The following is a 12,551-nucleotide window of genomic DNA, read 5'->3' as shown; positions in this document are numbered from 1 at the left end:
TCGAAGGACACCGCACGGCCATCGAAGGCGCCATCGAACGGTCTGCATACACTGGCCGGCCGAAAGACAGTTCGGCCGGTCCCGGCAGGAAGCAGAGACGACAGGTGACAGAAGCGATCCTCCTGGTCGGCGGCAGAGGCACCCGGCTGCGCCCCCTCACGGTGCACACGCCCAAGCCGATGGTTCCGGCGGCCGGGGTCCCGTTCCTCACGCACCAGCTGGCGCGGGCGCGCGCGGCGGGCGTCGAGCACATCGTGCTGGCCACGTCCTACCTGGCCGAGGTCTTCGAGCCGTACTTCGGCGACGGCTCCTCGCTGGGCCTCCATCTCGAGTACGTCACCGAGGAGGAGCCGCTCGGCACGGGCGGCGCCATCCGCAACGTGGCGTCCCGACTGCGGTCGGGGCCCGACGACCCGGTGCTGATCTTCAACGGCGACATCCTCACGGGTCTGGACATCCCGGCCCTGGTGGCGACCCACGAGACGACCGGCGCGGACGTCTCCCTCCACCTCACCCGGGTCGAGGACCCGCGCGCGTTCGGCCTGGTCCCCACGGACCCCACCGGCCGCGTCACGGCGTTCCTGGAGAAGCCGCAGACCCCCGAGGAGATCGTCACCGACCAGATCAACGCGGGGGCGTACGTCTTCCGCCGCTCGGTCATCGACACGATCCCCGAGGGCCGTCCGGTCTCCGTCGAACGCGAGACCTTCCCGGAGCTGCTGGCCGGCGGCGCCCACCTCCAGGGCATGGTGGACTCCACCTACTGGCTGGACCTCGGAACCCCGCAGGCCTTCGTCCGCGGCTCCGCCGACCTCGTGCTCGGCCGCGCCCCGTCCCCGGCCGTCCCCGGCCGCTGCGGCGACCGCCTGGTCCTGCCCACGGCCACGGTGGCGCCCGACGCCAAGCTCACCGGCGGCACGGTGGTCGGCGAGGGCGCCCGCGTCGGCGAGGGCGCCCGGATCACCGGCAGCACGGTCCTCGCCGGAGCCGTCGTGGAACCCGGCGCGGTCGTCACCGACTCCTTCGTCGGCGTCGGCGCCCGCATCGGCGAACGCACCGTCCTCACCGGGGCGGTCATCGGCGACGGAGCGGTCGTCGGCCCCGACAACGAACTGCGCGACGGAGCCCGCGTCTGGTGCGACGCCCACATCCCGGGCGCCACCCTGCGCTTCTCCTCGGACCAGTAACCCCACCTCGACGAACCCCGGACGGGCTGGAGATACAGCCCGTCCGGGGTTCGAGGGCGAGCAGATTCCAGCCTGTCCGGCGTTCGAGGACGAGCGCGCAGCGCGAAACGGGGGAGGCGGGGGCAGCGCCCCCGGACACGGGAAGGGCAGGGGCGGAGGGGGCGAAACCCCTCTCGGACCGCCGCGAGGCCGACCGACCGGGCAGGCGGGGGAGAAGCCGACCGGCGGGGAGAAGCCGCCCCCGGCTACAGCCGCCCGATGTCCCCCCGGGGCATCTTCGGCACGCGCCGCGGCGGCGTACGCCCGGCGAGCAGAATCAGCCGGGCGGCCCGATGCCGCTGCCCGGCGTACGGCTCCAGCAGCTCCAGCATGACGGAGTCGTCCGCGTCCCGGTCCCCCGCCAGCGCGTACCCGACGATCCCCGGCAGATGGAGATCCCCCACGGTCACGGAATCCGCCGCGCCGTGACTGCGCTGGACCACCTCCGCGGACGTCCACGGCCCGATCCCGGACACCAGCTCCAGTCGCTGCTGCGCCCGCACCGGATCGAGGGCCACGGCCTCCTCCAGCCGCGCCGCGACCCGTACGGCCCGCAGGATCGTGGCGGCCCGCTTGTCGTCGACCCCGGCCCGGTGCCACTCCCAGGACGGGATCAGGGCCCAGGTCCGCGGCGCGGGCATGACGTGCATCCGCTCCGGGGCGGGCCCGGGCGCCGGCTCCCCGAACTTCCGGACGAGCAGCCGCCAGGCCCGGTACGCCTCGTCGGTGGTGACCTTCTGTTCGAGGACGGAGGGGATCAGCGACTCCATCACCATCCCGGTCCGCACCAGCCGCAGGCCGGGACGGCGATGCCGGGCGAGCGCGACCAGCCGGTGCCGTGGTTCGAAGGCGTCGGGGTCGTCGGCGGCACCGAGCAGGTCGGGGAGCCGGTCCAGCAGCCACTCGGCTCCCGGTCCCCAGGCGTCGCCCCGGACCACCCCACCGCGCAGCGCGACCCGCAGTGTGCCGGGCCCGGCGGGCGTACGGGCGACCCGCCACACGGAGCCGTCGGGCGTCGTCCGGAACGTCGGGTCCCCCGGTCCCCGTCGCAGCGGCCCGAGGACGAGCCCGAGATCGAGCGGTCCGTCGGGAGTCCAGGTACGAGCGCGACCGGGCTCGGCCGACCGGCGGGGCACTCCGCCCGTCGCGGCCCCGCCGGGCACGACGACATGGCCGCCGCGCACGGTCGTACGCGTCGGCCGGGGAGCGAATCGTCCAGACACGAATGAGGTCCTAGAGGTACTTGGGGATGCCCTACGAGAGTAGGCGCTCCCCCCACACCGAGGCCTCCGAACACCACGACACCCCCGGACGGTGCGACGCCGGACCCCCGGCGCCTGCTCCGAGTCCGGCCGACCGGTACCTCCGCTGCCACGCCCCTTCCACAGCTGCGCGAACCGCCGGCCGGGGCCGGGTCCGCCAACCCGAGGCAAGCGGCGCCGTGCAATTTCGGCGCAGCCCCGGCGGGGCATGGACGCACGCACGCCGAACCGGCCCGCACGCCGAACCGGCCGCACGGCGAACCGGCCGCACGGCGAACCGGCCGCACGGCGAACCGGCCGCACGGCGAACCGGCCGCACGGCGGAAGGGCACCCTCGCCGGATCCGGCACGCATCAAAGGGCGGCAAGCACGGCGGCCCGGCACCCACGCCGGATCCGGCGCTCATCGAGGGCCGGTAGGAACGGCGGCCCGACCCGCACAGCGGAGACCCGCACCTCGGGTCGGGCCCGCACATCGGGACGGACTCACACCGGTTCGCAACCCGCACCCCGGCGGGTCAATAGACGGCGAGCCAACCGGCGGCAAGCCCCCGCCCAAGGCGCCCCGCCAGAATCAGCGCAGCTCGATGAAGCCCGCCGCGTCCCGCTCCGGGCGGGCCCGGGGTTCCTCCGCCGCGTGACCGACGGCCACGGCGCCCATGGGGTCCCAGTTGTCCGGCAGCTCCAGAACCTCGCGCACGACGTCACGGCAGAACATCGTCGACGACACCCACGCGGAGCCGAGCCGCTCCCCGGCCAGCGCGACCAGGAAGTTCTGCACGCCCGCCCCGGTGGCGACCACGAACATCTCGCGCTCGGCGGCGTCCCGCCGCTCGTCGCCGTAGGTGTGCGATCCGTCCATGACCAGGCACGGCACCACCAGATAGGGCGCCCTGCGCAGCACGTCGCCCCGGCGGACCCGCTTGGCGATGGACTCCTCGCTCTTCGCGTCGCCCCGCAGATCCGCGATCCACGCGTCCCGCATGGCGTCGAGCAGCCGCGTCCGCGACTCCTCGGACTCCAGGAGCACGAACCGCCAGGGCGTGGTGTGGTGCGGCGCGGGCGCGGTCACCGCCGCGGCGACCGCACGGCGTACGGCCCCGGGGTCGACGGGCTCGTCGGTGAAGGCCCGTACGGTACGCCGCTGGGTCACCGCCTCCCGTACCGCCTCCGAGGTGCCCAGCCGGAACATGTCGTCGCGCGCGTCGCGCACCATCGCCCGCGCCCCGTCGCCGTCCCCGTCGGTCACCAGGCGCGCGAGCCCGCGCACCACGGCGACGGGCAGTCCGGAGGACTTGCCCTTGACCAGGTCACCGGCGGCGGCGAGCTCGTCGGCCGTGGCGACGACGGTCGCGCTCAGCGGATTGCCGTGCGCGTCGGTGCCGCCGCGCAGGTCGTCCAGCACCTGGACGCCCGCGGCGCCGATGGCGACGTCCGTGAGCCCGGTGCGCCAGGGCCGTCCGAAGGTGTCCGTGATGACGACGCCGACGTCGACCCCGAGGGCGTCCCGCAGTCCCGCGCGGATCGCGCGCGCGGAGGCGTCCGGGTCCTCGGGCAGCAGCAGAACGGTCCCGGCGGGGGTGTTGGAGGCGTCGACCCCGGCGGCGGCCATCACCAGACCCTGCCGGTTCTCGACGATCCGCAGCGGGCCGCGGCGCGCCACGACCCGGACGGTCTCGGCGTCGATGGCGGCCTCGCGGTCGGCGGCCTCGACGATCCGGGCCTCCGCCTTGGAAACGATCTTGGAGGTGACGAGGAGCACGTCCCCGTCGACGAGACCGGGCTCGGCCGCCGCGACGAGTTTCGCCAGGTCGTCCCCGGGGCGCACCTCGGGAATCCCGCTCAGTGCCCAGACCCGGTAACCCGCGTCGGCGGGCGGGCCGACGTGTCCCCCCACAAGGGACACCGCGGTCTCGATGCCGGTCACGAGGTCCGCACCTCCTCCGCCAGCTCCAGCGCCGCCCGCGCCATCAGCTCGGTGGCGTCGAGGTCGGACATCATCAGCGGTACGGCCCGGCACCGGATGCCGGCCGCCTCGACGCGCTCCACGGCCGAGGCGTCGACCGTGTCGACGAGCCAGCCGTCGAGGAGACCCGAGCCGTAGTGCTCGGCGACCGCGGCGGCGGTGGACTCGACGCCGACCGCGGCCAGTACCTTGTCGGCCATGCCGCGCACCGGCGCGTCGCCGACGATCGGGGAGAGGCCGACGACCGGTACCCCCGCCTCGGCGACGGCCTCCCGGATGCCGGGCACGGCGAGGATGGTGCCGACGGAGACGACGGGGTTGGACGGCGGGAAGAGGATGACGTCCGCCTCGGAGATGGCCTCCAGGACTCCGGGCGCGGGCTTGGCCTGCTCCGCGCCGACCGGCACGATCGCCTCGGCGGGCACGGAGGCCCGCAGCCGCACCCAGTACTCCTGGAAGTGGATCACCTTGCGTTCGCCGGCGGCCCCGGCCGGGTCGCCGTCCGGCAGCGTGACCGCGACATGGGTCTCGACGCGGTCGTCGGACATGGGGAGGAGGCGCACGCCCGGCCTCCACCGGTCGCACAGGGCCTCGGTGACGGCGCTGAGCGGGTAGCCCGCACCCAGCATCTGCGTCCGCACGATGTGTGTCGCGAAGTCGCGGTCGCCGAGTCCGAACCATTCGGGCCCGAGTCCGTACGCCGCGAGCTCCTCCTTGAGGTGGAAGGTCTCGTCGGCCCGCCCCCAACCCTGCTCCTCGTTGATACCGCCGCCGAGCGTGTACATCACCGTGTCGAGGTCCGGGCAGACCTTCAGCCCGAAGAGATGGATGTCGTCGCCGGTGTTGCCGATGACCGTGATGTCCGCGTCCGGCACGGCCCGCTGGAGACCACGCAGGAACCGGGCACCACCGATACCGCCTGCCAGAACCACAATGCGCATGGGGTTCAGTCTCGCAGGCGGGTACGACAACGTGTCAGCCGGTCACGAGACCCCGGCGCCACGGGCCCGCGGTCCGGTACGGCCTCCTCACACGGCTTCGGCGACCGCGCAGCGCGCCGCGCGCATCGGCATCTCCGTGAGACCCGGGTAGTAGACGTGCAGGCTGACGGCCGGTTCGAGCGAGTCGTTGACGACATCGTGGACGTAGCCGGGCGCGAACACCCGCTGCGCGCCCGCGCTCAGGGCGCGCGTGCCGCGCTCGGTGTGTTCGGTCAGCGCGCCGTCCAGGACGGTCAGTACGCCGGAGGAGCCGCCGTGGTCGTGCCGTCCGCTGCCCTGTCCGGGCACCCAGGACAGGAGCCACACCTCGTAGCCGGGGCCGGTGCGCAGCCGGTGGTACCAACGCGAGGTGGCGTCGTACCGGACGAGGTGCTCCCACTGGGAGCGGTCGGCGGCGATGGAGCGCGCCAGGCCGACGAACTCGGCCACGGTGGAGGGGTGTTCACGCGGCGGCTGGAGCAGGTGCGGTACTTCGAGGATGTCGCCGGCGATCTGGAGGTCGTTGTCGCTGTTCATGGGTGCGGTGGTTCCTCGGCGGGAGAGTGCTGGGGTGTCGCTGGCCGTTCCCGCCCGGGTGACGGGCGGGGGACTCCGCCCGGGTCACGGGCGGGAGAGGAGCCCTGGTGCGGGCGGTGGCCCGGTGAGGGGCGGGGGTTCGCCTCAGTGGCGGCGAGGCAGCCGGAGCGCGGTAGGGCTCAACAGCTGGAACAGCAACAACAGCTACAGCGGACGTGGACAGCACCCTGGGACCCGGCGGTGCGGGTCGAGGTGGTGGCCGAGTTCGCGAGCATGCCCACTAGGACACCGGTTCATCCCTCGACTGTCAACTTCATGTCCGTTATGTGGGAGATGTTTCACCTCATCCGGTTCATCTGGCAGGCGAAAGGTTTGTTCAGGGGTCCCCCCGGACACATGGCGCACAACCGGGTGAACAAACCTCGCCGCGGCCCCGTGATCCAAATGTGATCAGTTTCGCTTCGGAGTCCGCGTCGGAACGAGATCGAACTCCTGGACGTCCTCTCCTCCGAAGGGGTGGACGTCTGACCTGGACCTTTGGGCCGTCAGGGTTTATGCCGATTTGAACACTTTCCGCATAGCCTTGGTTCCGCAGAGTGAATAAGGGGCCCAATAGCAGATCTCGGCTTGACTGGCCCGGATCGGCACACTTGTAATTTCACTCGTGTCGTTCAGCCGAAATCGGTGACGGCAGCATCACGGGGACGCGAAAGACAGACGAGGGGCGCACATGACCGAGCTGGTGCAGCAACTGCTGGTCGACGACGCGGACGAGGAACTCGGCTGGCAGGAGCGCGCGCTGTGCGCCCAGACCGACCCCGAGTCCTTCTTCCCCGAGAAGGGCGGCTCCACCCGCGAGGCCAAGAAGGTCTGCCTCGCCTGTGAGGTCCGCTCCGAGTGCCTCGAATACGCGCTCGCCAACGACGAGCGGTTCGGCATCTGGGGCGGTCTGTCCGAGCGGGAGCGGCGTCGTCTGAAGAAGGCCGCCGTCTGAGGGCGGTCGCACGGAAAAGCGGACTCGGAACAGTCGCCCGCACACGTGGGTACGCCGAACCAAACGGCACACACACCTACGTAACGAACGGCCCGTCGTCAGTGGCTTGTCCACAGGCGGCGGGCCGCCGTCCTGCCCAGCCGTTAGTGTGGGCCCTCGTCCGAGACGTCGCGCTGTCCCCGCCGGACACAGACGTCCACCGCAGTCCATCGAACCGGGGCCCGTACCTCGATGTCCGTGCACAGCCATTCGGCAGCCCGTAACGACGCCGCTGCCGCCCCTGAGTTCCCGCGCCACGTCGTGACCGCGGTGCTCGTCTCCCACGACGGCGCCCGCTGGCTGCCCGAGGCGCTCGCCGGGCTGCTCGGCCAGGAACGCCCCGTGCAGAACGCGTTGGCGGCCGACACCGGCAGCGGCGACGAATCCGCCGAGCTGCTCACCGAGGCGCTCGGCGCCGACCATGTGCTGCACCTGGCACGGCGCACCGGCTTCGGCCAGGCGGTCGAGGAGGTGTCCCGCACCGCCGGCGTGCTGACCCCGGACGACCTGCCCTACCTCAAGCGCCCGAGCGGCTGGGACCCCGTCACCCGCAGCTGGCGCGACGACGCCTACGACCTGCCGGACCTCCCGTACGGCGAGCCGGAGCAGTGGCTCTGGCTGCTGCACGACGACAGCGCCCCGGAGCCCGACGCCCTGGCCCACTTGCTGCGGGTCGTGGAGAACGAGCGGGAGATCGGCCAGGACGTGGCCATCGTCGGCCCCAAGCTCCGCGGCTGGTACGACCGCAGGCAGCTCCTCGAGGTCGGCGTCACCATCGCCAACTCGGGCCGCCGCTGGACCGGCCTCGACCGCCGCGAGCAGGACCAGGGCCAGCACGACCACGTCCATCCCGTGCTGTCCGTGTCCACCGCCGGAATGCTGATCCGGCGCGACGTCTTCGAGGAGCTCGGCGGCTTCGACCGCAGGCTGCCCCTGATGCGCGACGACGTCGACCTGTGCTGGCGCGCCCAGGCCGCAGGCCACCGTGTCCTCGTCGCCCCGGAGGCGGTCGTACGGCACGCCGAGGCCGCCTCCCGCGAGCGCCGCACCGTCGACTGCGTGGGCCGCACCTCCGCGTCCCCGCACAAGGTCGACAAAGCGGGCGCCGTCTACACCCTTCTCGTCAACGCCCGCACCGCGCAGCTGCCCTGGATCCTGATCCGTCTCGTCCTCGGCACCCTGCTGCGCACCGTCGCCTACCTCGTCGGCAAGGTCCCCGGACAGGCCGTCGACGAGATCCGCGGCCTCCTCGGCACCCTGCTGCGCCCCGAGCGGATCATCGCCGGCCGGCGCAGGCGCGGCCGCCCACAGGTCGACAAGGGCGAGCTGCGGGCCCTGTTCCCGCCGCCGGGAGCCACCGTGCGGGCCACCGTCGAGCAGGCCGCCGGGAACCTGACGAGCCGCGCCGACGCCGAGGCCGCCACGGGTGCCGGACGGCACGGCGGCGCCGTCGAGTCCGGACCGGGCGACGACGACGGCGACTTCCTGCAGATCGAGCAGTTCGCCCGGATCAAGCGCATAGCGCGGAACCCCGGCCCGATGCTCTTCCTGGTCCTCCTGTTCTTCTCGCTCCTGGCCTGCCGGGACCTGATCGGCGGCGGAACCCTCGCGGGCGGCACGCTGCTCCCCGCGCCCGCCGACGCCTCCGAGCTGTGGGCGCGCTACCTCGACGGCTGGCATCCGGTCGGCGCGGGCGACACCACGTCCGCGCCGCCCTACCTCGCCCTCGTCGCGCTGCTGGCCTCCACGCTCCTCGGCTCCACCGGGCTCGCCGTCACCGTGCTCCTCGTGGGATCCGTCCCGCTGGCCGGCTTCGCCGCGTACTTCGCCTCGCGGCCCCTGGTCGAGTCGCGCCTGCTGCGCGCCTGGGCCTCGGTCGCGTACGCCTTCCTGCCCGCCGCCACCGGCGCGCTCGCGGGCGGCCGCATCGGGACCGCCGTCCTCGCGATCCTGCTGCCGCTCATCGCGCGCGCGGGCATCGCGGCGAGCGGTCTCGCGCATGCCTCCCGTGCGCGCGGGAGCTGGCGCGCGACCTGGGCGTACGCCCTGCTGCTGACGTTCACCACGGCGTTCACCCCGATCGTGTGGCCCATCGCGCTGGTCCTCGGCGTCGCGCTGCTCGTGGTGCGCCGCAGGGAGATCCCCGCCTACGGGCTGCGTTTCGTGGCCCAGCTCGGCACCCCGCTGCTGGTCCTCGCCCCCTGGTCGCTGACCCTGCTGCCGTTCGGCTTCTTCAAGGAGGCCGGCCTGGAGTACGGCGGCGGCGCGGCCTCCCCGCTCGACCTGCTCGGCGCCAGTCCCGGCGGCCCCGGGACCGTCAGCGGCCTGATGCTCTTCGGTGTCGTACTCGCCGCGCTGGCCGCCCTGATGCGCACCGAACGCCAGGCGGGCATCCTGACCGCCTGGATCGTCGCCGTCGTGGCCCTCGTCTTCGCGGTCCTGTCCAACAGTTCCACCTGGGCCGGCCCCGCGACGCTCGTCTACGGCCTCGCGCTTCTCGCCGCCGCCGCCGTCGGTGCCGACGGCGCCCGCGCGCGTGTCGCCGAGCAGAGCTTCGGCTGGCGTCAGCCGGTGGCCGCGCTCATCGCCTTCTCCTGCATCGCGGGCCCGCTGCTCGTCGCCGCGGGATGGATCATCCGCGGCGCCGACGGCCCCCTGGAGCGCCGCGACCCGGTGCAGGTGCCCCCGTTCGTCGCCGAGGAGAGCGGCACCCGCGACCAGGCCCGCACCCTCGTTCTCGACAGCCCCTCCGCCGCCAAGGTCGGTTACGTCCTCGTGCGCGGTTCCGGCGCCCGCCTCGGCGACGCCGAACTCGCCTCGGCGGGCGGCGGGAACAAGAAGCTCGACAAGGTCGTCGCCAACCTGGTGGCGGGTTCCGGCGCCGACCAGGCCGACGAACTCGGCGGTTTCGCCGTGCGCTACGTCCTGGTACGCAAGGGCGCGCCGCGCCAGGTGAGCCGCGTCCTGGACGCCACCACGGGCCTGACCCGGCTGAGCCAGCGGGACGGCAGCGCCCTGTGGCGCGTCGACCAGCAGGTCTCGCGCGTCGCCGTCGTCCCCGCGTCCGGCGACCCGGAATCCGTCGCCGCCGGACCGGTCGAGGTGCACACGACCGTTCCCACCGGGGGCGAGGGCCGTGTCCTGCGCCTGGCCGACAGCGCCGACGCGGGCTGGACGGCCACCCTCGACGGCAAGCCGCTCACCCGCACCACCGTGGACGGCTGGGCGCAGGGCTTCGAGCTGCCCTCCGGCGGCGGCAGGCTGGACGTCACCTTCGACGCCCCGCTGACCCACACGGCCTGGCTGTGGACCCAGGGCGCGCTCGCCCTGGTCCTCGTGGTGCTCGCCCTGCCCGGCCGGCGCCGGGACGTCGACGACGACCTCCCCGAGGAGCGGGCCGTGCCGGCCCAGGACGTCACGGGCGACGGCCGCCGCGCCCGCCGACTGCGGGCCCAGGCGGAAGCCGAGGCCGAGGCGGAGGCCGAGCCGTCGGACGGCGACTTCGCCGACGAGCCGGCGGCGGACGAGGAGGTCCCGGTCGGGGCCGTACCCCAGCAGGGGACGTACGACGAGTGGGACGCGGCGAACTACGCGGGCGCCGAGTACGGCACCTACGGCGGCGAGCAGTACGACGGGCAGCAGCAGTACCCGGCGGGCGGCTACGACCAGACGTACCGGGCGGACGCCTACCAGGGCGGCCAGTACGACCCGTACGCCTACGGAGGCACGGCGGCGTACGACCAGTACGGCCAGGGTTACGACGCCCAGGGCCAGGGCCAGGGCTACGAGACGGGCGGCCAGGGCTACGACCCGGCGTACGACCCCACGCAGCCCGGGCACGGCACCGACAGTGAGCGCCCCGACGGGAGCCAGCAGTGAACCGCACGACCCTGTCCCTGATCGCCGGCGTGACCACGCTCGCCGCCGTCACCGGATTCGCGACCCTCAAGACGCCGGACGCCACCGGTGGCGACACGGCGAGGACGGCCGCGCGGCTGCCCGTGGAGCGCACCAGCCTGCTCTGTCCGCAGCCGAGCACCTCCGACATCGCCGACACCACCTACACGTCCTTCACCCCGGTCGCGGAGGGTGCGAGCGGCAGCGGCAAGGCCCAACTCCAGGCCGCCGCCGAGGAGTCGCAGGACGACGACGGCAAGAAGAGCGGTGCCAAGGGCAAGACCGCCAAGCCCGTCGTCACTCCCAAGGAGCCCGGCAAGCCGGTGACCGGTGACACCTCGGGTGCCACCACGCCCGCCCTCGTGGGCATCGCGCAGGGCAAGTTCGCGCCGGGCTGGACGGTTCAGGAGACCACGGACGTCGCCGTGGGCACCGGGCGCGGCCTGCTGGGCACCAACTGCACCGCTCCCGACACCGAGTTCTGGTTCCCGGGCGCCAGCACCGCGGAAGCGCGCAGCGACTACGTGCATCTGACCAACCCCGACGACTCCGCGGCCGTCGTCGACATCGACCTGTACGGCAAGGACGGCAAGCTCAAGTCCGCGGTGGCCGACGGGATCACGGTCCAGCCGCACGCCAGCGAGCCGATCCTGCTGAACACGCTGGCCGGCGATCCGCAGACCGACCTCACCGTGCACGTCACGGTCCGCAGCGGCCGGGTCGGCGCCGCCGTACAGGCACTGGACGACAAGATCGGCGGCGACTGGCTGGCCGCCGCCACCGACCCCGCGGACACCCTCGTCATGCCGGGCATCCCCAAGGACGCCACGTCCGTCGACCTGGTCGCCTTCGTGCCCGGTGACACGGACGCCGACCTGAAGGTGCGCCTCGCGTCGCCGTCGGGGACGATCACCCCGGCCGGGGGCGAGACGCTGCACGTCAAGGCCGGCATGACGTCCGCCCTCGACCTCGGGGACGTCACCCGCGGCGAAGCGGGCTCCCTGGTGGTCTCACCCACCGGCACGGCCGTGCCGGTCGTCGCCGCCCTGCGGGTCGTGCGCGGCAAGGGCGACCAGCGGGAGATCGCCTTCATCCCGGCCACCGCCCCGGTCGGGGCGCGCGCGACGGCCGCCGACAACAGGGCCAAGGGCACCACGCTGGCCGTGACCGCCCCCGGTGCGGGGGCCCGGGTCAAGGTCACCGCGTCCGCGGGCAGCGAGGGCGGCGAGGCCGTCACGGAGACGTTCACGATCAAGGGCGGGACCACCCAGAACGTCGAGGCCCCCGTCCCGGACGGCCTCAAGGGCACGTACGCCCTCACGGTCGAGCCGGTCTCCGGAGGCCCGGTCTACGCCTCCAGGATGCTCGCGGTGACCGAGGACGGCGTCCCCGGCTTCACCGTCCAGACCCTCCCGGACGACCGCGGAACGGTCTCGGTGCCGGAGGCGGGACAGGACCTCTCGGTACTGCTCAAGCAGTGATCCGTCACGGCTGATCCGTCCGTACGACCCGGCCCGGGGCCCTCGTACGGACGGATCGGCCTGCCTGCCCACACGGCGTCCGGTCACCACGGACCGATCACCACGGACCGATCACGCCGGAACCTTCCCCACCGTGGACGGCCGCTCACCGTGGGCACCGACCGCCGCCC

At 73.5% G+C, this 12,551-nt stretch carries 8 protein-coding genes; 4 read left to right on the top strand and 4 right to left on the bottom strand.

Going from position 1 to position 12,551, the window contains the following annotated elements; genetic code table 11:
* Positions 1-104 precede the first annotated feature (104 nt).
* On the top strand, positions 105-1,187 hold the full coding sequence (locus ACFYW7_RS16900) for a sugar phosphate nucleotidyltransferase (RefSeq protein ID WP_389502794.1): 1,083 nt from the start codon (positions 105-107) through the stop codon (positions 1,185-1,187).
* A 245-nt stretch (positions 1,188-1,432) separates the two neighbouring features.
* Here ACFYW7_RS16900 and ACFYW7_RS16895 read toward each other — a convergent pair whose 3' ends face one another.
* The 4 genes from ACFYW7_RS16895 to ACFYW7_RS16880 all read right to left on the bottom strand — a co-directional run bounded on the left by ACFYW7_RS16895 (position 1,433) and on the right by ACFYW7_RS16880 (position 5,970).
* Positions 1,433-2,449: a DNA-3-methyladenine glycosylase family protein gene (locus ACFYW7_RS16895; RefSeq protein ID WP_389502792.1), complete on the bottom strand. Its 1,017-nt coding sequence runs from the start codon at positions 2,447-2,449 to the stop codon at positions 1,433-1,435.
* A gap of 612 nt (positions 2,450-3,061) precedes the next feature.
* On the bottom strand, positions 3,062-4,405 hold the full coding sequence (locus tag ACFYW7_RS16890; protein ID WP_389503701.1) for a coenzyme F420-0:L-glutamate ligase: 1,344 nt from the start codon (positions 4,403-4,405) through the stop codon (positions 3,062-3,064).
* Between the two features lie 5 nt (positions 4,406-4,410).
* Positions 4,411-5,394 carry a 2-phospho-L-lactate transferase gene (gene cofD, locus ACFYW7_RS16885; protein ID WP_389502790.1) on the bottom strand — a complete coding sequence of 328 codons (984 nt, stop codon included), beginning with the start codon at positions 5,392-5,394 and terminating at the stop codon, positions 4,411-4,413.
* An 87-nt stretch (positions 5,395-5,481) separates the two neighbouring features.
* Positions 5,482-5,970 (bottom strand): cysteine dioxygenase, encoded by a 489-nt coding sequence (locus ACFYW7_RS16880; protein ID WP_389502788.1) that lies wholly within the window; start codon positions 5,968-5,970, stop codon positions 5,482-5,484.
* Positions 5,971-6,700: 730 nt separating this feature from the next.
* Here ACFYW7_RS16880 and ACFYW7_RS16875 point away from each other — a divergent pair.
* The 3 genes from ACFYW7_RS16875 (at position 6,701) to ACFYW7_RS16865 (ending at position 12,381) form a co-directional block, all read left to right on the top strand.
* Positions 6,701-6,964: a WhiB family transcriptional regulator gene (locus tag ACFYW7_RS16875; protein ID WP_003975777.1), complete on the top strand. Its 264-nt coding sequence runs from the start codon at positions 6,701-6,703 to the stop codon at positions 6,962-6,964.
* A gap of 231 nt (positions 6,965-7,195) precedes the next feature.
* The gene (locus ACFYW7_RS16870) at positions 7,196-10,882 is read left to right on the top strand and encodes a glycosyltransferase (protein WP_389502786.1); all 3,687 of its coding nucleotides are present in this window, start codon (positions 7,196-7,198) and stop codon (positions 10,880-10,882) included.
* The gene (locus ACFYW7_RS16865; protein WP_389502783.1) at positions 10,879-12,381 is read left to right on the top strand and encodes a DUF5719 family protein; all 1,503 of its coding nucleotides are present in this window, start codon (positions 10,879-10,881) and stop codon (positions 12,379-12,381) included. The genes ACFYW7_RS16870 and ACFYW7_RS16865 overlap by 4 nt, the downstream gene beginning before the upstream one ends.
* Positions 12,382-12,551 lie beyond the last annotated feature (170 nt).

Source organism: Streptomyces sp. NPDC002580, assembly GCF_042889485.1.
In the GTDB taxonomy this organism is placed as follows: Bacteria; Actinomycetota; Actinomycetes; order Streptomycetales; family Streptomycetaceae; genus Streptomyces.
This window is presented reverse-complemented; position numbering and strand designations above follow the sequence as displayed.

Excerpts from the sequence above, each read along its gene's own strand:
- cofD (WP_389502790.1), bottom strand. The coding sequence starts at position 5,394 with ATGCGCATTGTGGTTCTGGCAGGCGGTATCGGTGGTGCCCGGTTCCTG.
- ACFYW7_RS16880 (WP_389502788.1), bottom strand. The coding sequence starts at position 5,970 with ATGAACAGCGACAACGACCTCCAGATCGCCGGCGACATCCTCGAAGTA.
- ACFYW7_RS16875 (WP_003975777.1), top strand. The coding sequence starts at position 6,701 with ATGACCGAGCTGGTGCAGCAACTGCTGGTCGACGACGCGGACGAGGAA.
- ACFYW7_RS16870 (WP_389502786.1), top strand. The coding sequence starts at position 7,196 with ATGTCCGTGCACAGCCATTCGGCAGCCCGTAACGACGCCGCTGCCGCC.